Raw genomic sequence first — 21315 nt, 5'->3', positions numbered from 1 at the left:
CGTCCAGACACGGTTTCGCGACCTGTGCCGCTTGACCAGGGGGCGGGCAGGGGATACCCCCTTCGAGACCCTGTTTTCTCGGGAGATTATCCTAATGACCAACCCTTCCATCCTCATCCTGCCCGGCGACGGGATCGGCCCCGAAGTCATGGCCGAGGTTCGCAAAGTCATCGATTGGTACGGTGCCAAGCGCGACCTCGCCTTCGACGTGAGCGAAGACCTCGTCGGCGGCGCGGCCTATGACAAGCACGGCGTGCCGCTGGCCGATGAGACGATGGCGAAGGCGCAGGAAGTGGACGCGGTTCTGCTCGGCGCCGTGGGTGGTCCGAAATACGACACGCTCGACTTCTCGGTGAAGCCGGAGCGCGGCCTGCTGCGTCTGCGCAAAGAGATGGACCTGTTTGCGAACCTGCGCCCCGCGCAATGCTTCGACGCGCTCGCCGATTTCTCCTCGCTGAAGAAGGACGTGGTCGCAGGTCTCGACATCATGATCGTGCGCGAACTGACCTCGGGCGTCTATTTCGGCGAGCCGCGCGGCATCTTCGAAGAAGGCAACGAGCGCGTCGGCATCAACACCCAGCGCTACACCGAGTCCGAGATCGAGCGTGCCGCGCGCGCCGCGTTCGAACTGGCGATGAAGCGCAACAAGAAGCTCTGCTCGATGGAGAAAGCCAACGTGATGGAGTCGGGCATCCTCTGGCGCGAAGTCGTGACCCGCGTCGGTCAGGACTATCCGGAAGTCGAACTGAGCCATATGTATGCGGACAACGGCGCGATGCAGCTCGTGCGCGCGCCCAAGCAGTTCGACGTGATCGTCACCGACAACCTGTTCGGCGACATCTTGTCTGACTGCGCGGCGATGCTGACCGGTTCGCTCGGGATGCTGCCCTCGGCGAGCCTCGGCGCGCCGATGGCGAATGGTCGCCCGAAAGCGATGTACGAGCCCGTTCACGGTTCCGCGCCCGATATTGCGGGGCAGGGCAAGGCCAACCCGATCGCCTGTATCCTCAGCTTCGCGATGGCGTTGCGCTACAGCTTCGATCAGGGCGACGAGGCGACCCGCCTGGAAAACGCGATCGAGAAAGTGCTGGCCGATGGCGTGCGCACCGCGGACCTGATGGGCCCCGAAGGCGGCACCCCGGTCTCGACCACCGAGATGGGCGACAAGATCATCGAAGCGCTCGACGCCTCGCTCTGATCCAAGAGAAAAGTCTCATGAAAAAGGCGCGGGTGAAAGCTCGCGCCTTTTTCATGCCGCGGCCTTGCAACTCCCGAACATCCGCCCAAGATGCGAGCGATAACACCGGGAGCCTTCCATGCCCGATTTCGGCGGAAAATCAAACGCGCGCGGCGCCGCGCTTGGCCTGACATCGATGGCGATCTACGCCACGCATGACGTCATCATCAAACATCTGGGCCAGACCTATTCGCCGGTTCAGATCGTGTTCTTCGCGGCGCTTCTATCCTTCCCGCTGCTCTCGGTGATCCTGCTCAACGACAAGCGCGAGGGCAGCCTGCGCCCGGTTCATCCCGGTTGGGTCGTGGGGCGTGTCGTCACCACCGTCGTCACTGGGCTCTGCGCGTTCTACGCCTTCTCGACCCTGCCACTGGCGCAGGTCTATCCGCTTCTCTTCGCGATGCCACTGCTGGTCACCGTCTTCTCGATCCCGATCCTCGGCGAGCGGGTCGGTATCCACCGCTGGGCCGCTGTCATCCTCGGCCTGATCGGCGTGGTGATCGTGGTCCGCCCCGGACAGGCAGAACTCGCGCCGGGCCATTTCGCGGCGATGACGGCGGCGGTGACCGGCGCCCTCGCCTCGGTGATCGTGCGCAAGATCGGTTCGGAGGAGCGCTCGGTCGTCCTCCTGCTGTCGCCGCTTCTGGGCAACGTGATCGTCATGGCGATCCTTCTCCCCTTCGTCTGGCAGCCGCTTCAGATTACCGATCTCGGCCTGATGGCGGTGATCGCGATGTTCGGCCTGACCGCGTCCTTCCTGCAAATCCTCGCCTATCGGGCGGGAGAGGCCGCAATCGTCGCGCCGATGCAATATTCACAGATCCTCTGGGCGGTCTTTTACGGCTGGATCATTTTCCACGAGAGCGTGGATATCCCGACGCTCGTCGGCGCCGGCGTCGTAATCCTGTCCGGCATCTACATCGTGATCCGCGAGACCCGCGTCTCCACGAACCAGCCGGTGCTGCGCACGCGGGGACGTTCGGAAACCGCGACCGCGCCGCGTTCGTCGCTTCTGGGCCGCGTTTTGGGCCTTCGCGCACCCAATTCAAGAAGCTGATCAAGACCCCCTTGCAAAACCCCGCGCAAGCCGCTAATTCCCCGCCCACGGTCGGAGCGTAGCGCAGCCTGGTAGCGCACCTGCTTCGGGAGCAGGGGGTCGGAGGTTCGAATCCTCTCGCTCCGACCATTTCCCGATTTTCCCTGATTTCTTGGCTTTTGGCGATGTCGCTGGCCTTTCGGCCCGTGCTTTGGCACAACTTTCCCGAAGCAATGAAGGCAGGGCGCATGCAGGTCGAAGCAACACCCCTTAGCGGCGTTCTTGTGATCACCCCGAAGCGATTCGGCGATCACCGCGGATTTTTCTCGGAGAGCTATTCGGCGAAGCGATTTGCCGAGGCCGGGATCGATATCGAGTTTGTGCAGGATAACCATTCGGTCTCGGAGGCCGTGGGCACGGTGCGCGGGCTGCATTTTCAGGCGCCACCCCACGCTCAGGCGAAACTGGTGCGCTGCGGACGTGGGCGGCTCTGGGATGTCGCGGTCGATATCCGTGAGGGAAGCCCGACCTTCGGCCAGTGGTTCGGCACCGAGCTGAGCTTCGAGAACGGCAAGCAGCTGCTGATCCCGGCAGGCTTCGCGCATGGGTTCGTGACGCTCGAGCCGGGGACCGAAATTGTCTATAAGTGCTCGGATTACTACGCGCCCGAGTGTGAAGGCGCGATCCGCTGGAACGATCCCGATCTGGGCATCGATTGGCCACTTTCCGCAGGAATAGAGCCTGTTTTGTCCAGCAAGGATGCCGAGGCGCCGCTGTTTGCTACTTTCGATGGCCCCTTCAGCTGGGAGGGCGCAGCATGAAGATCCTCGTCACCGGGGGGGCCGGGTTCATCGGCTCCGCCGTCGTCCGCCTCGCCGTCTCGCGCGGCCATGAGGTCGTGAATCTCGACGCGCTGACCTATGCCGCCTGCCTCGAGAATGTCGCGCCCGTCTCGGGCAGCCCGCTTTATGCGTTCGAACAGGCCGATATCCGCGATCCCCAAGCTTTGGCGGCGATCTTCGCCCGTCACAAGCCCGACGCGGTGATGCATCTCGCCGCCGAAAGCCACGTGGATCGCTCGATCGACGGTCCCGGCGCTTTCATCGAGACGAACGTGATGGGCACCTACAACATGCTGCAGGCGGCGCGCAGCTTTTGGGAGGGAGCGGGCCGCCCCGAGAGCTTCCGCTTCCATCACATCTCGACCGACGAGGTCTATGGCACGCTTGGGGCCACCGGCCAGTTCACCGAAGAGACGCCTTACGCCCCAAATAGTCCCTATTCCGCCTCGAAAGCGGGCTCGGACCATCTCGTGCGCGCCTGGCACGAGACCTATGGCCTGCCGGTCGTGCTCACGAACTGCTCGAACAATTACGGCCCCTATCACTTCCCGGAAAAGCTGATCCCGGTCGTGATTTTGAACGCGCTCGCGGGCAAGCCGCTGCCGATCTATGGCGACGGGTCCAACGTGCGCGACTGGCTCTATGTCGAGGACCACGCCGATGCACTGCTTCTGGTGCTGGAGAAGGGCACTTTGGGCCGCAGCTACAATATCGGGGGTGAGAACGAGCGGTCGAACCTCGAACTGGTCCAGACGATCTGCACCATTCTCGACAAGCTGCGTCCGGGCGACGCGCCCTATGCCGATCTGATCACTTTCGTCACCGACCGCCCCGGCCACGATGCCCGCTACGCGATCGACCCCACCCGCATCCGCGAGGAGCTGGGCTGGCGGCCGAGCGTCACCGTTGAAGAGGGGCTCGAGCGCACCGTGCGCTGGTATCTCGAGAACGAGGACTGGTGGCGCCCGCTGCTGGACCGGCACGGCGTCGGTGAAAGGCTGGGCAAGGCATGATCCTCGTCTTCGGACAGACCGGCCAAGTCGCGCAGGAGTTGCAACGCCTCGCCCCCGATGCGGCGTTCTTAGGCCGGAATAGGGTCGATTTGCGTGATCCCGGTGCCGCCGCAGAGGCGATCCGGGAAGCCAAGCCCGAGGCGGTGATCAACGCCGCCGCCTATACCGCCGTGGACAAAGCTGAAGAAGAGGAGGCGCTCGCCCAGGTGGTCAATGGTGATGCGCCCGCGGCGATGGCCAAGGCCTGCCGCGACCTCGACATCCCGCTCATTCACATCTCCACCGATTACGTCTTCGACGGCTCGGGCGACGCGCCGTTCGAGCCGACCGATCCGACCGATCCGCTGGGCGCCTATGGCCGCACCAAGCTCGCCGGAGAACAGGCGATCCGGGCCGCAGGCGGCCCCTTCGCCATCCTGCGCACGAGCTGGGTCTTCTCATCCCATGGCGGGAATTTTGTGAAGACGATGCTGCGCCTGTCGGAAAGCCGCGAGCGCCTGACGATCGTCGCCGACCAGATCGGTGGACCGACACCGGCCAAGGCCATCGCCGAGGCTTGCCTGACCATCGCGAAGGAACTGCAGCGCGCGCCCAAGAAGAGCGGCGTTTACCATTTCTCAGGCTCTCCCGATGTAAGTTGGGCAGGCTTCGCGCGGGAGATCTTCGCGCGGGCCGGGCGCGGCGTGACGGTGGAGGATATCCCCACCGCCGATTATCCGACGCCCGCGAAACGGCCGCTCAATTCGCGGCTCGACTGCAGCGATCTGGCCGTGTTCGGCCTGAACAGACCCGATTGGAGTTCGGGATTGGACGAGGTTTTGACCGAATTGGGGGCGATATGACGCGCAAGGGGATCATTCTGGCGGGCGGCTCGGGCACGCGACTCTATCCGATCACGATGGGCGTCTCAAAACAGCTTCTGCCGGTCTACGACAAGCCGATGATCTACTACCCGCTGACCACCCTGATGCTGGCCGGTATTCGCGAGATCGCGGTGATCACCACGCCGCATGATCAGGAGCAGTTCATCCGCACGCTCGGCGATGGCAGCCAATGGGGGCTGAGCCTGACCTATATCACCCAGCCCTCGCCCGACGGTCTGGCGCAGGCCTATCTGCTGGCTGAAGATTTTCTCGCGGGCAGCCCTTCGGCGATGGTTCTGGGCGACAACATCTTCTTCGGCGCGGGTCTCGGCAAGATCCTGAAAGCGGCGAATGCGACCACAGAGGGCGGCACCGTCTTCGGCTACCGCGTCCGCGATCCCGAACGCTACGGCGTGGTGGATTTCGACGACAGCGGCAAAGTGCGTGCGATCATCGAGAAGCCCGAAGTGCCGCCCTCGCAATTCGCGGTCACGGGGCTCTATTTCCTCGACGAGACCGCTCCGGACCGCGCCAAGACGATCACGCCGTCCGCTCGGGGCGAGTTGGAGATCACCTCGCTTCTGGAAACCTACCTACATGACGGCGCGCTCTCGGTCACCCAGATGGGCCGGGGCTTTGCCTGGCTCGACACCGGAACGCATGGCAGCCTGCTCGATGCGGGGAACTTCGTGCGAACGCTGGAAGAGCGACAAGGCCTGCAAAGCGGTTCGCCCGACGAGATCGCCTTCGAGAAAGGCTGGATCAGTGGCGAGCAACTGAAAGATCGCGCTAATGAGTTCGGCAAGAACAGCTATGGCGAGTATCTGCTGCGCCTGATCGAGTGATGGTCAATGGCACGGGTCACGATCCTGATGGCGACACGCGATCCGGGCCCGGAGTTGCGCGATCAGCTCGAAAGCCTCGCGACGCAGACGCATCCTGAGTGGCGGCTGATTGTTGGGGACGACAGCCGAAGCGATGCCGCACACGATCTATTGGCAGAGTTCGCGCGGAGCCATGAGGTAAGGATTGTAGCCGGGCCGCAAAAAGGAGCGGGGGTGAATTTCCTATCTCTTCTGAGCGGCGTGGACCCCGCCACGACCGAGTTCATCGCCTTCTGCGATCAGGATGATGTTTGGTTGCCGGATCGGCTCGCGCGGGGGATTGCGGCCTTGGACGAGGGTAAACCTGCTCTCTATTGCAGCCGCACATGGGTCTGTGACGCTAATTTGGGAAACAAACACCTTTCGGCGCGACATCCACATCGGCCATCGTTCCGTAACGCTCTGGTCCAGAATATCGCGGCCGGTAACACGATCCTCCTGAACCCGGCCGGGGCCGAGCTCGCCATCTCTGCGGCGCGCGAATTGCAGGTCGCGCCGCGCCATGACTGGTGGATTTATCAACTGTTCACTGGCTGCGGCGTCCGGGTCGTCTATGATGCGGAACCTACGCTTCTCTATCGACAGCATGGCCACAACGCGGAAGGTGCGAACCTCACGATGCGTGCAAAGCTCTCTCGGTTGAAGCGGCTGCTGAAGGGTGAATGGCGTGGTTGGATCGATGTCCAATGCGCGGCGCTTACCGCCTCCGCGCATCGGTTCACGCCCGAAAACCGGACCATTTTCAACCGCTTCTTGAATATGCGCGAGGCAGGTTTTTCGACCCGAATGAAAGAGGCCGCCCGGCTGAGGCTCTATCGCCAAAGCCGGGCGGCTACGCTTGCCCTTTGGATTGGGGCCGTGTTTCGCCTGATTTAGGGTCTCAAATCCGGAAAATCGGCTGCAGTAGGCGCGGCAGGAGCCCCTTGAACTTCAGCGGCGCATCGGTCGCGGCGAGGCAGATGCAGACATCTTCCATCCCCGCGATCGGCGTGTGGTCGAGATCGTCATCCGCCACTTCCACATCGCCCACGCCAAAGCGCCCGGTTTCGTCCGAGAAGGAGCCCTGCAGAACCATGGTCAGTTCCAGGCCGCCATGGGTATGATCGGGCACCGCCATTCCTGGCGGGATGTAGAGAAGCCGGGCCGACCCCTCTTTGTCCTCGCTCAGAATGGCCTGCTTGATGCCGCCGCCCAAGGCACGCCAGCGCGGGTTGTCCGCGCCCATCGCCTCGACCACGGCGCCCGGATAGATTCCTGCGCGCGCGGGTTGCGCCGCGACGATCACATCGTCGTCGTCCAGCCCATCAAACACACGTCGCCGCAAATCGTCGCTCGGCGCCATGCCTTCAAGCTCGTCCAGAACCAGCCCGCCTGCCAGTTCCTCTGCTTCAAGCCGTGCGCGACACTCGTCGCACTGGCTCACATGCGCCGCGACGACCAGCGAAAACGCATGACCCAGCGAGCCGGTCGCGTAAGACCGAACCAACCAATCGGGCAAATGATGCGTAATCTCCGTCATTCGTCTCTCAGATCCCTTAACTCGTGTCTAAGCTTCTCCAGCGCGAGCCGGATCCGCGATTTGATCGTCCCAAGTGCGAGGCCGGTTGCCTCGCGTATTTCGGCCTGTGTGAGTTCCCCCACGTAGGCCCGCTCGATAATGTCGCGCTGCGCTTCGGGCAGAGCCTTGATCGCTTCACGCAGCTGCGCCGCTTCCTGTTCCAACCCGATCGCCGCGTCGGCTTCTCGGGTTTCCCGCGTTTCCGCTTCGGCGACCAGCTCGTCTGGAACGGGCCGGGGCCGTCTTCGGATCACATCGATCTGCCGATTGCGCGCAATTCGGTAGATCCATGCCGAGGCGCGCGCCCGCGTTTCGTCATAAAGATGAGCCTTGCGCCAGATCGTGAGCATCACGTCCTGCACCACATCCTCCGCCGCCGCCTGCGACATGCCAGAGCGCACCAGCATCCCCTTCAGCCGCGGCGAGAAGTGATCGTAAAGCCGCGCGAAGGCCATCTTGTCACGCCTGTCACGAACGGCGACGAGCCAGTCGGTCTGCTCGCATGCCGCCTCTGGCGTCGGTTTCGCTGAATTCTTGTCGTCCATACTCTTCCCGGCAAAGGTATGTCCCGCCGCGATTGGCGGGGTCCCCGTGGTGTCGAAGTTGATGGTCGCATCTCTCAGCATGTGACCGATACGCAGCTTATGGGAATCTGGTTCACATGAGTCGCGAAAAAACTTCTGATCCAAACGGTAATATGCACCGTTAAGCCTTCAAGAGCTTGGGAGAATTCGAATGTCATTTGATGCCGTGCATCCACAGGCGCAACGCATCGCGATCATCGGCTCGGGGATTTCCGGTCTGGCCGCGGCTTGGCAACTCGCGCCGCAGAACCGCGTTACCGTCTACGAGGCGGAGCCGCGGCTCGGTGGGCATTCGCGGACGATCGTCGCGGGGCGCAACGGCGATCAGCCGGTCGATACCGGTTTCATCGTCTTCAACTACGCGAATTATCCCCATCTGACGCGCCTGTTCTCCGAGCTCGACGTGCCCGTCGAGAAATCCGACATGAGCTTTGGCGTGACGATCGATCAAGGCCGCCTCGAATATGCGCTGCGCGATCTGAACAGCCTTGTGGCGCAAAAGCGCAACCTCGCCCGGCCGGGCTTTCTGCGGATGGTCGCGGATATCGCGAAGTTCAATGCGAAAGCCGTCTCGGTCGCGCAGAGTGACGACGTGACGATCGACGGCCTGCTGGACGAGTTGAACTTAGGCGACTGGTTCCGGCGCTATTACCTGCTGCCGATTTGCGGGGCGATCTGGTCCACGCCCGCCGATCAGATCGGCGCGTTTCCCGCGAAAAGCCTGCTGCGCTTCTTCGAGAACCACGCGCTGTTGTCGGCGACCGGTCAGCATCAGTGGTGGACAGTCTCGGGCGGGTCGATCGAATATGTAAAGCGGCTGGAGGCGGCCTTGCGTCTGCGTGGTGTCGAATTCCGCACCGGTACCCCGGTCACCGCGATCAAGCGGGAGCGAAATTCGGTGGCCATTTTGGCGGAAAAGGCCCTTCCGGATCAGTTCGACCAGGTGATCATCGCCACCCATTCCGATCAGGCGCTCAAGCTGCTGGCCAAGCCGACCCCGCAGGAGCAGGCCGCGCTTTCGGCGGTCCGCTATCAGCCAAACGATGTATATCTTCATCGCGACGAGGCGCAGATGCCGCGTCGGCGCGCTTGTTGGTCGAGCTGGGTCTACCAGGCGCAGACCCGTGCGAGCGAGACGCGGCTTGGTGTGACCTATTGGATGAACAAGTTGCAGAACATCCCCGAGCGCGATCCGCTCTTTGTCACACTGAACCCCGACACACCAATTGCCGAGGAAAAGATCTACGACCACGAGGTCTTCTGGCACCCGGTCTTCGACCGCGCGGCGTTGCGGGCGCAGGGCGAAATCCAGGCGATACAGGGTCTGAATCGGACCTGGTTTGCAGGGGCGTGGCTACGTCATGGCTTCCACGAGGACGGGTTCGCCTCGGCGGTTCGGGTTGCGCGCGAGCTCAATCGCGGGGCGCAGCCGCAGATCAAGTTCGAGAAGGTGCCCGCATGAGTGGCGAATTCTGTCCCGGTCACACGGTCCATGCCCGGCGGGGCGCAATTGCGCACCAGTTCCGCTATCACGTCGATTACGTGCTGATCGATCCGGATTCGCGGGGCCCCTGGCCAAGAGTATTCTCACGACGTGGGCGCAACCTCGCGACGGTGCAGGACAAGGACTATGGTGGGACGCCTCATCATGGGGAAGGCGCGGAGTGGGTCCGCAAGCAGCTCTCTCGGCTCGGTGCGCCGGAGATCGCGAAGCTCCGCCTTCTGACCCAACCGAAAATTCTCGGGGCTGGGTTCAACCCTGTGAATTTCTGGCTGGCCTATGATGCGCAAGACGACCTGCGCGCCGTTATCGCGGAGGTGAACAACACTTTCGGTGATCGTCACTCCTATCTCTGCGCCACCCCAGATTTCGACCCTATTTCTGCGGAAACCGAGCTTCACGCCGCGAAGATCTTCCATGTTTCCCCGTTCCAGACGATCGCGGGTGAGTATCGCTTCCGCTTCGATATCCGGACGGAACATATCCGTATCCGCATCGACCACCGAAATGGAGAAGAAGGCGTGGTTGCGACCCTCGTGACCGACCGGCGTCCACTCACCTCGGCGGCACTTCTCGGGATGGCGCTGCGCCGTCCGCTCACCCCAATCCGCACGCTCGGCCTGATCTACTGGCAGGCCCTGCGGCTCAAGCTCAAAGGCGCCCGCTACCTGCCGCGGCGCACACCCCCGACCGAGGAGATCAGCCAATGATGCCTTTCCTGACCAACCGCATCCGCAGCGAATTCCTCGCCACATGCGAGAAGATCGAGCATGGGACCCTCTATTTGCGCCTGCCCGACGGCACCGCTCGCCGCTTTGGTCACGGAGAGCCGCAGGCCGATATGGAAATCCGCGACTGGCAAGCCGTGGTGGCGATGGCGTCTCGCGGCGATGTCGGCCTGGGCGAGGCCTATATTGCGGGGCTATGGGAGACCTCCTCGATCGAGGCGCTTCTTTCTCTCGCGCTGAAGAACCTCGATGTGGTCGACGGCTATGCCTATGCGGGCTTCTGGTCGAACCTGAAATTCCGCCTGATCGACCGGTTGATGCGGGCCAATTCGCTGCGTGGCGCTTCGCGCAACATTCGGGCGCATTACGATGTCGGAAATGAGTTTTATCAACTCTGGCTCGATGAAGGGATGAGCTATTCGTCGGCGCTTTTCGCGCCGGGCGACAGCGATCTGCACCGGGCCCAAAACCGCAAGCTCGATCGCATTCTCGACCGGATGGGTGAGGGGGAGCAGGTGCTGGAGATCGGCTGCGGCTGGGGACATTTCGCCGAACGCGCGGCCGAGCAGGGGCGCCACGTCACCGGCATCACGATCTCTCCCAGTCAGAAAGGCTATGCCGATGCGCGGCTCGACGGGCGCGCGGATATCCGGCTTCAGGACTATCGCCGTACGCCGGGGCAGTTCGATCATATCGTCTCCATCGAGATGATCGAAGCGGTCGGAGAGCGCTACTGGCCGAACTATTTCCGTACTCTGAAAGAGCGGCTGGCGGAGGGCGGTTCGGCAATGATTCAGGCCATAACAGTGTCTGATTCCTACTTTCCGAAATATCGCCAGACCTCGGATTTCATCCGGCAATACACCTTCCCCGGCGGGATGCTCCTGTCGGACGGCGTGATACGGGATCAGGCGGCGAAGGCGGGCCTGGCGGTGAAGGACAGCTTCGCTTTCGGGCAAGACTATGCCGAGACCTGCCGGCAATGGGCCGCCCGCTTGAAAGAGCGCAGCGCGCGGGCTGCCGAGCTGGGCTTTGGCCCGGAATTCCTGCGCAACTGGGCCTACTATCTCGAAGCCTGCGCGGCGGCTTTCGCGGTCGGCCATACCGATGTCGTTCAGGTGCAACTGGCACATGCGAGGGCGTAACATGATGCTGAAATTGTTAATTGTCGTCGCGGCCCTGATCTTTGCGGCTTTGCTGGTCCGACACTTCTTCTTCTCTTTCCCGGCGCAGAAATCTGCGGATTACGCGGCAGAGAGTCCGGAATTCGACATCCGGCGGGCCTTCGACGGTCCTGTCGAGGCGCACGGCATGATCTACGGGCCCGACGGCCGCGTCACCTCCCGCTTCCGCGCTGTGATGACGGGGCGGTTCACCAATGACGGTGGCGTAATCGAGGAAGAGTTCGAATATGCCTCGGGGCGGCGCCAGAGCCGGGCATGGAATATTCAGTTCGGGCCGAACGGCGAGATCAGCTCGACCGCCGACGATATCGAAGGCCGCGCCGAGATGGAGCAGTCGGGCAACGCGCTGCGGATGCGGTACCGGCTGCGGCTGCCGGAAGACGCGGGCGGCCATGTGCTCGACGTGACCGACTGGATTTACCTGATGCCGGACGGGACGCTTCTGAACCGTTCGCAGATGCGCAAATTCGGCATCAAGGTGGCGGAGCTGTTCGCGGTCATGCGGCCGATGACAGAACCGGCCGAATGATCACTCGAAGCAACTGGCGCGGCCGTCTTTCTGGATCGTCGCCGCGCCATCCATGATCGAACGCGCGCGGCGCGACAGGAAGCTGCCGGGCTTCGCTGCCGAACGGTCCTTCGGGTCCGGCAGGACGCCTGCGATCAGCGCGGATTGCCGGGCGCTCAGCTTGTCGGGTGTGCTGCGGAAATAGCGATGCGCCGCAGCATCCACCCCGAACGCTCCCTCATCGAACTCGGCGACGTTAAGATAGATTTCCAAAATCCGTCTCTTGCCCCAGATCGCTTCGGCGAGCGGTGTCATAGACGCCTCCAGCGCCTTGCGCAGCCAGCTTCGGCCCTGCCAGAGGAACACGTTCTTCACGGTCTGCTGGGTGATCGTCGAGGCGCCGCGATTGGCGCCATCGTCGATCGCCTTGCGGATCGCGCGCATGTCGAATCCCCAGTGATTGCAGAAATTGGCATCCTCCGCCGCGACGACCGACCGGGCAAGCACCGGCGCAATATCCTCGAGCGGCACCCATTTCTGATCCACCGCACCGAGCCGCTGGCGTTCGCTCCAAATCGTCCAGGTGGTCGGTGGGTTAACGAACTTGAAAAGAACCATAAGCACGAGCACGAGCGCGACGAGACCGAGCAGGCCGCGCAGCGCCCATTTAAGAGCACCGCGAAACGGCGCTCGCATGCGGGTGGAGACACTCGATTTCGTGCTGCGTTTGGCGGGCTTTCTGCCCGTTTTTTTCGTGCTCTTTGCCATGCGCGTATAAGTCACAGCGTGCCCCGAGGGGTCAAGCGACAAGGAGCGCCAATTCCGGCCCGCGTGCCACCTGTCGCGCCGTTACCATGGTTTCGATCGGTGCGTCTGAGACGGCTGTCCACGCGGTGCGGATCTCCTGCGCGAGGTCGCGATCTTCGTCGAGGATCATATTCCCTGGAAAGAGGCTCTCGCTCGGCGCACCTTCGGCAATCAGAATATGATGCCGCGCGAAAAGCAGATGGCGATAGCGGACGGTTGCCCTCGGCTCGATCCGCACGCTTTTGCCATTCACCAGATGCTTTGCGGCGATCAGCACCTCGCTATCCGCGCAGGCGATCTCGGCGCGCCAGCCGCGCAGCAACATCCGGTGTTCCTGCGATACGTAGAGCGGACGTTCGTTGCCAATGGCACCGGCGGCGAAGCGGACCGGCGCGTAAAGGCCGGCGCCACGGCAGACCCGTCCCCCCGCCCAAAGGAGCGGCTGCGGCCCTTCGTCTTCGGTTGAGACGAGATCGCCTGCCGAGAGCGTTTCGACCGCACGCGGACCAGTGGGTGTCTCGATCCGCGTGCCGGCGAGAAAACAGGCGGGTCCGAGGTCGCCGACAGGGGCCTGCGTGCTTTGCGTGACGTAGGTCGAGCTGACGAAGGTCGCGTTGTGGAGGATCGTACCGTCCGAGGGCGTAAACACGGCCGTCCCGTCGCGCAGGTAGAACGTATCGCCGGTGATCGTTTCCTGTACGCCGTTCGCACGTTCGATCGTGATCGTGTCGCCGCGCCAGACATCGGTGACGCGTTGGCCGTTGATCGTGTCGCGGGCACCGTTGCTGCTTGATATCCAGTTGTCGTTGTTCCTGTCGACGATTTCAAATGTCGTCGGAGACAGGGCGGTGCCTGCGGTGGGCGGATTGCCCGGGTCCATGACGTAGAACTGATCGTAATAAGTCGCCATCTTTACTGCCCTGGTAACGTTATTATTGGTTATTCGTTACGTGGTAAGCAGCGATCTGGGCGACACGAAGGCGCCTGCAAGGCGCAAAATTAACATAGGATTAAAAAGTGGCAGCCCGGCGACGGGCCAATTCAGAGCGCAGAGGGGCCGACCATACGAGCAAGGCTGCCGGTCGAGCCTTCGCTGATTTCCTCGCCGGTGAAGGCCGTGGTGCCCCCGGAGGAGAGCGCGACTTCCAGCCGTTCGTGGAAATCTTCCGGGAGGGGAATCTGCAGCACGCGGCCGCTTGCATGGCCCAGTGTCCGCATTCGGTCGAGCACTTCGGCGGCGCTGGCTTTCTTAAGCATGATGAAAACCGCAGAGCCGCCTTCCGGCAGGCTCTCTCCCGCCTCGCGCAGGAAGGAGGTATTCAGCCCGACATCCGTGAATTTGCCCGAGATCACCCCGGCCCCGGCGCCCACCACTGCCCCGACCAGTGGCGACAGGAAAACCAACCCGAGGACGCCGCCCCAGACCGCGCCGCCGATCGCGCCGAGGGCGACCGTATTGCTGTTCTCATGGACCCGGACCGCGCCGCTTTGCTCGCGGGTCACGACGACAATGTCCTGCGACCGGAAAAATCCCTCTTTCTCGAGGGCGGTCAGTTCCTCGCGCATCGCGAAACCGGCGGCTTCCGTTTCATGCGCCATCACCAGTAATTCGGACATCGTTACCTCCAGACAGAACAAAGGGCGAGACATCTGTCTCGCCCTTTGAAACGGTTCCGTGAGGGGGTGGGTTCCCTTATTCCGCCGGCACTGCCTGCGGCTCGTCGCTGAGCGGATAGGACAGATGCGCCAGCATTTCCTTCGGGCAGACCTGCAGGAAGTTGGCCTTCTCGGTCTCCCAGTGCTGGAGAATATCTGCGCCTTTGCGCGATCCCGTTTCGGCGACGTGACGCTCGATCAGGCCTTTCAGCTCGGCTTCCCAATGCTCGTGGCCCAGCCCGCAGGTGACGAGGCTTTCGAGATTGATCAGCTCTTCCGCCGTATTGTCCGGATCGTAGAGATAGGCCATGCCGCCGGTCATGCCCGCACCGAAGTTCGGGCCGATCGAGCCGAGGATCACCGCGACGCCGCCGGTCATGTATTCGCAACCGTTGGAGCCGCAGCCCTCGATCACCACTTTCGCACCCGAGTTACGCACCGCGAAGCGCTCGCCTGCGCGGCCCGCCGCGAAGAGGTAACCCTCGGTCGCGCCGTAAAGCACGGTGTTGCCGATGATCGTGTTCTCGGAGGCCACCAGCGGCGAAGCCATGGGCGGACGGACGACGATCATGCCACCCGAGAGACCTTTACCGACATAGTCGTTGGCATCGCCCGACACTTCGATCTTCAGACCCGGGGCCGCGAAGGCGCCCAGCGACTGACCGCAGGAGCCGGTCAGCTTCACCGTCAGGTGGTCCGATTGCAGCGCGTTGCGCATCCCGAAGTTCTTCACGATGTGCGAAGAGGCGCGCGTCCCGATGGTGCGCAGCGTGTTGCGCACCGCGTAGGAGAGCTGCATCTTCTCGCCATCCTCGAAGAAGCGGTGACCGTCCTTGATGATCTCGGCGTCGAGCGTGTCCGAAACCCAGTTACGCGGCTTCGAGCGGTCGTAGACGATCTTGTCCCAGCCATCGACGGTGATCAGGAGCGGATTGAGATCCAGATCGTCGAGATGCGCCGACCCGCGGCTCACCTGGCTGAGAAGATCGGCGCGACCGATCACCTCGTCGAGCGAACGCGCACCGATCGAGGCGAGGATTTCGCGAACTTCCTGAGCGTAGAAGGTGATGAGGTTCACCACCTTGTCCGCGGTGCCGGTGAACTTGGCGCGCAGCTCCGGATCCTGGGTGCAGACGCCCACCGGGCAGGTGTTCGACTGACACTGACGGACCATGATGCAGCCCATCGCGATCAGGGCGGCAGTGCCGATGCCGTATTCCTCGGCCCCCATCATTGCCGCCATCACGATGTCACGCCCCGTGCGCAGACCGCCATCGGTCCGCAGCGTGACGCGTTCGCGCAGGTTGTTCATCGCGAGAACCTGATGCGCCTCGGTCAGACCCATCTCCCACGGGAGACCGGCATATTTGATCGAGGTCGCGGGCGATGCGCCCGTGCCGCCGTTGTGGCCCGAGATCAGGATGATATCGGCCTTCGCCTTCGCGACACCGGCCGCAATCGTGCCGACGCCCGAGGACGCCACCAGCTTCACCGTCACTTTGACCTTCGGGTTGATCTGCTTGAGGTCGTAGATCAGCTGCGCGAGGTCTTCGATCGAGTAGATGTCGTGGTGCGGCGGCGGCGAGATCAGGGTCACGCCCTTGGTCGAGTGCCGCAGACGCGCGATCAGGTCGGTGACTTTCATCCCCGGAAGCTGGCCGCCTTCACCGGGCTTGGCACCCTGAGCGACCTTGATCTCAAGCTCTTCGCAGTGGTTGAGGTATTCGGCGGTGACACCGAAACGGCCCGACGCCACCTGCTTGATCTTCGCCGACGGGTTGTCGCCGTTCGGCTCGGGCACGAAATGCGCCGGGTCTTCGCCGCCTTCACCCGAGTCCGATTTCGCGCCGATCCGGTTCATCGCGACGTTCAGGAGCTTGTGCGCCTCGGGCGAAAGCGCGCCCAACGACATGCCCGGCGTCACGAAACGCTTACGGATCGAGGTGATCGACTCGACCTCTTCGATCGGCACCGGCTTGCCCAGCGACTTGATGTCCAGCATGTCGCGGATGTGGATCGGCGGGTTCGCCCGCATCATCGCGGAATACTGCTTCCACAGGTCATAGCTCGCGCGGTTACAGGCCGATTGCAGCATGTGCATCGACTGCGCACCCCAGGCGTGGCTTTCGCCGGTGCGGCGCGCCTTGTAGAAGCCGCCGATCGGCAGCACGTCCTGACCGCCTTTCCAGCCCTTCGCATGCACGCCTTCCAGCGCGTGCTGGATGCCGTGCAGACCGATGCCGGAGATGCGCGAGTGCATGCCGGGGAAATATTCCGCGACCATCGCGCGCGACAGACCCACGGCTTCGAAGTTGAGACCGCCGCGATAGGAGGAAATCACCGAGATCCCCATCTTCGACATGATCTTCAGCAGACCGGCGTCGATCGCATCGCGATACTTGCGCATCGCATCGACGAGCGAGCCGCTCAGCAGCCCACGGTCGATCCGGTCGGCGATCGTGTCCTGCGCGAGATAGGCGTTCACTGTGGTCGCGCCCGAGCCGATCAGCACCGCGAAGTAATGCGGGTCGATACATTCCGCCGAGCGGACGTTGATCGAACAGAAAGTCCGCAGACCTTTCTGCGTCAGCCAGCTATGCACCGCCGAGGTCGCGAGGATCATCGGCATCGCGACCTTGTTCTCGTCCTGCTCCTCGTCGGTCAGCACGATATGCAGCGCACCCGAGCGCACCGCGTCTTCGGCTTCCTGACGGATCCGGGTCAGACCCTCGCGCAGCGCATCCTGATCCGCATTGGCCGGGAAGGTGCAGTCGATCATCGCCACCTGCTCGCCGAATTCCTTGAGCATGTGGTCGAATTCGGAATTCGCGAGGAACGGGCTTTCGAGGATCCAGATTTCGGTCTGCGAGCTGTCCTCGTCGAGAACGTTCTTCAGGTTGCCGAAGCGCGTCTTGAGCGACATCACCCGGCTTTCACGAAGCGAGTCGATCGGCGGGTTGGTCACCTGGCTGAAGTTCTGACGGAAGAAATGGCTCAGCGGACGGTATTGCTTGGACAGAACCGCAGGCGGCGTGTCGTCGCCCATCGAGGCGATGGCTTCCTTGCCGTCCTCTGCCATCGGCGCGAGAATCTGTTCAATCTCTTCGACCGTGTAGCCCGCTGCGACTTGACGCTTGCGCAGCGTGCCGCCGGAGAATTTCGGCTCTTCCGGCACGTCCACGAGGATCGCGTTCAGATCGGTAACCTTGCCGACCCATTCGCCGAAGGGCTGTGCCGCGGCCAGTTTGTCCTTGATTTCGGTGTCGTGGTAGAGCTTGCCCTCGCGCATATCGACCGCGATCATCTGACCCGGGCCAAGCGCGCCCTTTTCCACGACCGTCGCCTCATCGATCGGCACCATGCCGGCTTCCGAGCCTGCGATCAGGACGCCGTCACCGGTAATGACATAGCGCAGCGGGCGCAGGCCGTTGCGGTCGAGACCGCCGCAGACCCAGCGGCCATCGGTCATCGCCAGCGCGGCGGGGCCGTCCCACGGCTCCATCACGGCGTTGCAATAGGCATACATGTCCTGCCACGCGGAGGGCATCGTATCGGTGGATTTCGACCACGGCTCGGGCACGAGCATGGTCTTCACCATCGGCGCGTTGCGGCCCGAGCGGACCATCAGTTCGAACACCGCATCGAGCGCACCGGAATCCGACGCACCTGCCGGGATGATCGGCTTGATGTCTTCGGCGCTGTCGCCGAAGGCCGAGGAGGCCATGCGGATTTCATGGCTCTTCATCCAGTTGGTATTGCCCTTGATCGTGTTGATCTCGCCGTTATGCGCCAGCATCCGGAACGGCTGCGCCAGCCACCACTGCGGGAAGGTGTTGGTGGAATAGCGCTGGTGATAGATCGCGAAGGCGGATTCGAAGCGCTCATCCTTCAGATCGGGATAGAATTCCGCGACCTGCTCGGCCAGCATCATGCCTTTGTAGATGATCGAGCGCGTCGACAGCGAGCAGATGTAGAGCCCGTTGATCTGCGCAGCGATCGCCGCTTTCTCGATGCGGCGACGGATGATGTAGAGCTCGCGCTCGAACTGCTCCTCGTCGATGTCCTTGTCGTTGCGGATCAGGATCTGCTCGATCTCGGGACGCGTTGCGTTGGCCTTCTCGCCCAGCACTTCGGTGTTCACCGGAACGTGGCGCCAGCCGTAGATGTAGTGACCCATCCGAAGAACTTCGGATTCGACGATCGTGCGGCAGCGCTCCTGCGCGCCGAAATCGGTGCGCGGCAGGAAGACCTGACCGACGGCAACCATTTTCTCCATGTCCGGCTCGTGGCCGGTGCGGCGGATCTGGTCGTAGAAGAAGGGGGCCGGGATCTGGACGTGAATGCCCGCGCCGTCGCCGGTCTTGCCGTCGGCATCGACCGCGCCGCGGTGCCAGATCGCCTTCAGCGCGTCGATGCCGTTCTCCACGACGCGGCGCGAGGCCTTGCCGTCGATCGACACCACGAGACCGACGCCGCAGGACGCCTTCTCGTCATCTTCCTTCCACAGCGAATTCTCGTTCATCCACTGGCGTTTCGCTTCCTCGGCGGCCACCCAGGCTTCGTCATATTTGGTCATTGCAGTGCCTCCTTGGAGAAAGAGCGGGAAAGGGGGGCGAGGCTGACGCGCGTGGGCCGCAGATCGGCCTCCGTCATCATCAGGTCGCAGTCATATTCAGGCGTCTCGGTCGAAAAACCGGGATCGCCGGGAAAGTCGAAGCGTACCGGGCTGTCGTCATAACTCACGACATCGCCCTGATCGTTCTCGAACCGCTCGGCACCGCTGAAGAACACGCGATACTTGCGTGAGATATATTGCGTGCCGGTGCGGGTCGCGACGGTTTGGCCGTTCTGGTCGTCTTCGCGCAGGTCGAAGGTGATTGTCTCGAGCGGAACATCGTCGATGCTGAGCGAGTTGCCGGTGAGGGCATCGCTGCCGACATAGCGGCGCAGGCCCCGATAATTCGACCGCGTGACGAAATCGTAATCGTCCTTGCCATCCGACAAGAGCGCCGAGAACGAGGGGGCGTCCTTCGACGCGCCCGGATCGAACATCTCGATCTCGCCGGTATCGGTCGACACGCTTTCGAGCCAGCGAGTTTCGGAATCTATATGGCTCAGGTAATAGATGCCCTCGCCATCCGCGAACGCGGTCCAGAGATCGCCCTCGGGATCGGCGGCGCAGCGATAGTAATTGGCGACCTGACAGTTATGCATCTGCACGGTCATGAAGACCTCGCAGCCCTGCGGCGGCTTGAAGTCTGCGGCATGGGCGGGCAGGGCGCTGAAGAGCCCCCCGCAGATCGCCATGCCGAGAAAATTCGACCGCATCGCATGCATTCCTTTTCAGATCGACAGGGCGCGGATCACTCCGCTGCCACCGCCGCCACGTTTTCGAGATAGCTCAGGATCGAGCCAGCCGCTTCGCGCCCGTCGCGGATCGCCCAGACAACAAGGCTAGCACCGCGCACGATGTCGCCGACCGCGTAGACGCCGGGGATCGAGGTCGCGTGGGTGCCGAACTCGGCCTTCACGGTGCCCCAGCGGGTTGTCTCCAGATCGTCGGCGTCCCACGCGCCGGGCAGGTCTTCGGGCTCGAAACCGAGCGCCTTGATCACCAGGTCGGCCTCTTCGTCATAGATGCCGCCCTCGATCTTCTCGGGGCTCTGACGGCCCGACTTGTCCGGAGCGCCCAGACGCATCCGCTGCACCGAGCAGTTGGTGACGGGATTGCCCGAGAAGCCGGCCGGTGCGGAGAGCCAGACGAATTCCACGCCTTCTTCCTCGGCATTCTGCACTTCGCGCTGCGAGCCCGGCATGTTGGCGCGGTCGCGGCGATAGAGACATTTCACCGAAGTGGCGCCCTGACGGATCGCGGTGCGCACGCAGTCCATCGCGGTGTCGCCCCCGCCGATGACGAGGACGCGCTTGTCCTTGGCGTTGAGCGTGCCGTCCTCGAATTCCGGCACCTCGTCGCCGAAGCTCTTGCGGTTCGAGGCGGTGAGATAGTCGATCGCGCGCACGATGCCGGCCGCGTCCGACCCCTCGTCGGTCAGTTCGCGCGTCTTGTAGACGCCCGTCGCGATCAACACCGCGTCATGCTTTCCGCGGATCGCGTCGAAGGAGATGTCGGTGCCGACATTGCAGTTCAGCACGAATTCGACGCCGCCATCTTCCAGCTGCTTCACGCGCTGCATGACGATGTCTTTCTCGAGCTTGAAGCCGGGGATGCCGTAAGTCATCAGGCCGCCCGCGCGGTCGTAGCGGTCATAGACGGTGACCTGAACGCCTGCGCGACGCAGCATGTCGGCCGCTGCCAGGCCGCCCGGACCCGCGCCGATGATGCCGACGCTTTCGGCACGCTCGGTCGCCGGTTTGATCGGCTTCACCCAGCCCATGTCGAAAGCGGTGTCGGTGATGTATTTCTCGACCGCGCCGATGGTGACGGTGCCGTGGCCCGACTGTTCGATCACGCAGTTGCCTTCGCACAGACGATCCTGCGGGCAGATGCGACCGCAGATTTCCGGGAAGGTATTGGTCGCCTGCGACATCTCATAGGCTTCCTGCAGACGGCCTTCGGCGGTCAGGCGCAGCCAGTCGGGGATGTTGTTATGGAGCGGGCAATGCGTGTGGCAATACGGCACGCCGCACTGGCTGCAGCGGCTCGCCTGCTCGGCAGCCTTCTCGTCCGCGTATTCGCGATAGATTTCGTTGAAATCATGGGAGCGCACGTTCGCGTCGCGCTTCTGAGGCATCTCTTTCGCCGTCTTGACGAACTTGAGCATCGGTTGCTTGGCCATTGTGGCGCCTCCCTAGAAAACCGGTGGGTGCGCATGACTACACCGCTTGCCGCAGCAATAAAAGTAAGCAAGGCTGACCTAAATGTGCGTTTTTTGTGTGAGGTGCGCGAGAAGGCC

At 62.9% G+C, this 21315-nt stretch carries 19 protein-coding genes and 1 tRNA gene; 12 read left to right on the top strand and 8 right to left on the bottom strand.

All coding sequences use genetic code 11. From position 1 onward, the window contains the following. The first annotated feature begins 94 nt into the window (after window positions 1-94). The 8 genes from leuB (at window position 95) to BMG03_RS01805 (ending at window position 6751) form a co-directional block, all read left to right on the top strand. Window positions 95-1198, top strand: a complete 1104-nt coding sequence (gene leuB / locus BMG03_RS01840) for a 3-isopropylmalate dehydrogenase (RefSeq protein ID WP_075776753.1) — start codon at window positions 95-97, stop codon at window positions 1196-1198. 118 nt (window positions 1199-1316) lie between these two features. Then, complete coding sequence (locus BMG03_RS01835) at window positions 1317-2294, top strand: DMT family transporter (RefSeq protein WP_075776754.1); 978 nt, start codon at window positions 1317-1319, stop codon at window positions 2292-2294. A 52-nt stretch (window positions 2295-2346) separates the two neighbouring features. Further along, window positions 2347-2423: transfer RNA gene (locus BMG03_RS01830), tRNA-Pro, on the top strand. 98 nt (window positions 2424-2521) lie between these two features. Beyond that, window positions 2522-3094 (top strand): dTDP-4-dehydrorhamnose 3,5-epimerase, encoded by a 573-nt coding sequence (gene rfbC / locus BMG03_RS01825; RefSeq protein ID WP_075776755.1) that lies wholly within the window; start codon window positions 2522-2524, stop codon window positions 3092-3094. Further along, window positions 3091-4128 (top strand): dTDP-glucose 4,6-dehydratase, encoded by a 1038-nt coding sequence (gene rfbB, locus BMG03_RS01820; protein WP_077701048.1) that lies wholly within the window; start codon window positions 3091-3093, stop codon window positions 4126-4128. Before rfbC ends, rfbB begins: the two co-directional genes overlap by 4 nt. After that, a complete protein-coding gene (gene rfbD / locus BMG03_RS01815) occupies window positions 4125-4970 on the top strand; it encodes a dTDP-4-dehydrorhamnose reductase (RefSeq protein ID WP_075777681.1) in 846 nt (281 codons plus the stop codon). The genes rfbB and rfbD overlap by 4 nt, the downstream gene beginning before the upstream one ends. Next, window positions 4967-5836, top strand: a complete 870-nt coding sequence (gene rfbA, locus BMG03_RS01810) for a glucose-1-phosphate thymidylyltransferase RfbA (protein ID WP_077701047.1) — start codon at window positions 4967-4969, stop codon at window positions 5834-5836. The genes rfbD and rfbA overlap by 4 nt, the downstream gene beginning before the upstream one ends. Window positions 5837-5842: 6 nt before the next feature. Continuing rightward, entirely contained in the window at window positions 5843-6751 is a 909-nt protein-coding gene (locus BMG03_RS01805) for a glycosyltransferase (protein WP_075775154.1), read from the top strand. A 4-nt stretch (window positions 6752-6755) separates the two neighbouring features. Here BMG03_RS01805 and BMG03_RS01800 read toward each other — a convergent pair whose 3' ends face one another. Both BMG03_RS01800 and BMG03_RS01795 read right to left on the bottom strand, forming a co-directional pair. After that, on the bottom strand, window positions 6756-7394 hold the full coding sequence (locus BMG03_RS01800; protein WP_075775155.1) for a ChrR family anti-sigma-E factor: 639 nt from the start codon (window positions 7392-7394) through the stop codon (window positions 6756-6758). After that, window positions 7391-8122: a sigma-70 family RNA polymerase sigma factor gene (locus BMG03_RS01795; RefSeq protein ID WP_276206157.1), complete on the bottom strand. Its 732-nt coding sequence runs from the start codon at window positions 8120-8122 to the stop codon at window positions 7391-7393. The genes BMG03_RS01800 and BMG03_RS01795 overlap by 4 nt, the downstream gene beginning before the upstream one ends. Window positions 8123-8168: 46 nt before the next feature. On the opposite strand from BMG03_RS01795, the gene BMG03_RS01790 reads away from it, so the two are divergent. Genes BMG03_RS01790 through BMG03_RS01775 form a run of 4 tightly spaced genes read left to right on the top strand, consistent with a single transcriptional unit; the run spans window position 8169 to window position 11959 of the window. Next, on the top strand, window positions 8169-9479 hold the full coding sequence (locus tag BMG03_RS01790) for an NAD(P)/FAD-dependent oxidoreductase (RefSeq protein WP_075775157.1): 1311 nt from the start codon (window positions 8169-8171) through the stop codon (window positions 9477-9479). After that, window positions 9476-10228, top strand: a complete 753-nt coding sequence (locus tag BMG03_RS01785; protein WP_075775158.1) for a DUF1365 domain-containing protein — start codon at window positions 9476-9478, stop codon at window positions 10226-10228. Before BMG03_RS01790 ends, BMG03_RS01785 begins: the two co-directional genes overlap by 4 nt. Beyond that, window positions 10228-11391: an SAM-dependent methyltransferase gene (locus BMG03_RS01780; RefSeq protein ID WP_075775449.1), complete on the top strand. Its 1164-nt coding sequence runs from the start codon at window positions 10228-10230 to the stop codon at window positions 11389-11391. Before BMG03_RS01785 ends, BMG03_RS01780 begins: the two co-directional genes overlap by 1 nt. A 1-nt stretch (window position 11392) precedes the next feature. Further along, entirely contained in the window at window positions 11393-11959 is a 567-nt protein-coding gene (locus BMG03_RS01775; RefSeq protein ID WP_233243064.1) for a DUF3833 domain-containing protein, read from the top strand. Here the strand turns inward: BMG03_RS01775 and mtgA are convergent, their stop codons facing one another. The 6 genes from mtgA to BMG03_RS01745 all read right to left on the bottom strand — a co-directional run bounded on the left by mtgA (window position 11960) and on the right by BMG03_RS01745 (window position 21198). After that, window positions 11960-12706, bottom strand: a complete 747-nt coding sequence (gene mtgA, locus BMG03_RS01770) for a monofunctional biosynthetic peptidoglycan transglycosylase (RefSeq protein WP_075775159.1) — start codon at window positions 12704-12706, stop codon at window positions 11960-11962. A gap of 31 nt (window positions 12707-12737) precedes the next feature. Continuing rightward, a complete protein-coding gene (locus BMG03_RS01765) occupies window positions 12738-13655 on the bottom strand; it encodes a Hint domain-containing protein (RefSeq protein WP_075775160.1) in 918 nt (305 codons plus the stop codon). A gap of 131 nt (window positions 13656-13786) precedes the next feature. Then, window positions 13787-14362 (bottom strand): DUF1269 domain-containing protein, encoded by a 576-nt coding sequence (locus tag BMG03_RS01760; RefSeq protein ID WP_075775161.1) that lies wholly within the window; start codon window positions 14360-14362, stop codon window positions 13787-13789. A 76-nt stretch (window positions 14363-14438) separates the two neighbouring features. Further along, entirely contained in the window at window positions 14439-18977 is a 4539-nt protein-coding gene (gltB, locus tag BMG03_RS01755; RefSeq protein ID WP_075775162.1) for a glutamate synthase large subunit, read from the bottom strand. Further along, on the bottom strand, window positions 18974-19729 hold the full coding sequence (locus BMG03_RS01750; protein ID WP_233243063.1) for a hypothetical protein: 756 nt from the start codon (window positions 19727-19729) through the stop codon (window positions 18974-18976). The genes gltB and BMG03_RS01750 overlap by 4 nt, the downstream gene beginning before the upstream one ends. Window positions 19730-19764: 35 nt before the next feature. Beyond that, window positions 19765-21198, bottom strand: a complete 1434-nt coding sequence (locus tag BMG03_RS01745) for an NAD(P)-dependent oxidoreductase (protein WP_075775164.1) — start codon at window positions 21196-21198, stop codon at window positions 19765-19767. Between the last annotated feature and the right edge of the window lie 117 nt (window positions 21199-21315).

Source organism: Thioclava nitratireducens, assembly GCF_001940525.2.
Classification (GTDB): Bacteria; Pseudomonadota; Alphaproteobacteria; order Rhodobacterales; family Rhodobacteraceae; genus Thioclava; species Thioclava nitratireducens.
Note: the sequence above shows the minus strand (reverse complement) of the source record. Positions and strands in the feature narration are given on the sequence as shown.

What these genes read in the sequence shown, in the direction of transcription:
- leuB (WP_075776753.1), top strand. Translation starts at nt 95, where the DNA reads ATGACCAACCCTTCCATCCTCATCCTGCCCGGCGACGGGATCGGCCCC.
- BMG03_RS01835 (WP_075776754.1), top strand. Translation starts at nt 1,317, where the DNA reads ATGCCCGATTTCGGCGGAAAATCAAACGCGCGCGGCGCCGCGCTTGGC.
- rfbC (WP_075776755.1), top strand. Translation starts at nt 2,522, where the DNA reads ATGCAGGTCGAAGCAACACCCCTTAGCGGCGTTCTTGTGATCACCCCG.
- rfbB (WP_077701048.1), top strand. Translation starts at nt 3,091, where the DNA reads ATGAAGATCCTCGTCACCGGGGGGGCCGGGTTCATCGGCTCCGCCGTC.
- rfbD (WP_075777681.1), top strand. Translation starts at nt 4,125, where the DNA reads ATGATCCTCGTCTTCGGACAGACCGGCCAAGTCGCGCAGGAGTTGCAA.
- rfbA (WP_077701047.1), top strand. Translation starts at nt 4,967, where the DNA reads ATGACGCGCAAGGGGATCATTCTGGCGGGCGGCTCGGGCACGCGACTC.
- BMG03_RS01805 (WP_075775154.1), top strand. Translation starts at nt 5,843, where the DNA reads ATGGCACGGGTCACGATCCTGATGGCGACACGCGATCCGGGCCCGGAG.
- BMG03_RS01800 (WP_075775155.1), bottom strand. Translation starts at nt 7,394, where the DNA reads ATGACGGAGATTACGCATCATTTGCCCGATTGGTTGGTTCGGTCTTAC.
- BMG03_RS01790 (WP_075775157.1), top strand. Translation starts at nt 8,169, where the DNA reads ATGTCATTTGATGCCGTGCATCCACAGGCGCAACGCATCGCGATCATC.
- BMG03_RS01785 (WP_075775158.1), top strand. Translation starts at nt 9,476, where the DNA reads ATGAGTGGCGAATTCTGTCCCGGTCACACGGTCCATGCCCGGCGGGGC.
- BMG03_RS01780 (WP_075775449.1), top strand. Translation starts at nt 10,228, where the DNA reads ATGCCTTTCCTGACCAACCGCATCCGCAGCGAATTCCTCGCCACATGC.
- BMG03_RS01775 (WP_233243064.1), top strand. Translation starts at nt 11,393, where the DNA reads ATGATGCTGAAATTGTTAATTGTCGTCGCGGCCCTGATCTTTGCGGCT.
- mtgA (WP_075775159.1), bottom strand. Translation starts at nt 12,706, where the DNA reads ATGGCAAAGAGCACGAAAAAAACGGGCAGAAAGCCCGCCAAACGCAGC.
- BMG03_RS01765 (WP_075775160.1), bottom strand. Translation starts at nt 13,655, where the DNA reads ATGGCGACTTATTACGATCAGTTCTACGTCATGGACCCGGGCAATCCG.
- BMG03_RS01760 (WP_075775161.1), bottom strand. Translation starts at nt 14,362, where the DNA reads ATGTCCGAATTACTGGTGATGGCGCATGAAACGGAAGCCGCCGGTTTC.
- gltB (WP_075775162.1), bottom strand. Translation starts at nt 18,977, where the DNA reads ATGACCAAATATGACGAAGCCTGGGTGGCCGCCGAGGAAGCGAAACGC.
- BMG03_RS01750 (WP_233243063.1), bottom strand. Translation starts at nt 19,729, where the DNA reads ATGCGGTCGAATTTTCTCGGCATGGCGATCTGCGGGGGGCTCTTCAGC.
- BMG03_RS01745 (WP_075775164.1), bottom strand. Translation starts at nt 21,198, where the DNA reads ATGGCCAAGCAACCGATGCTCAAGTTCGTCAAGACGGCGAAAGAGATG.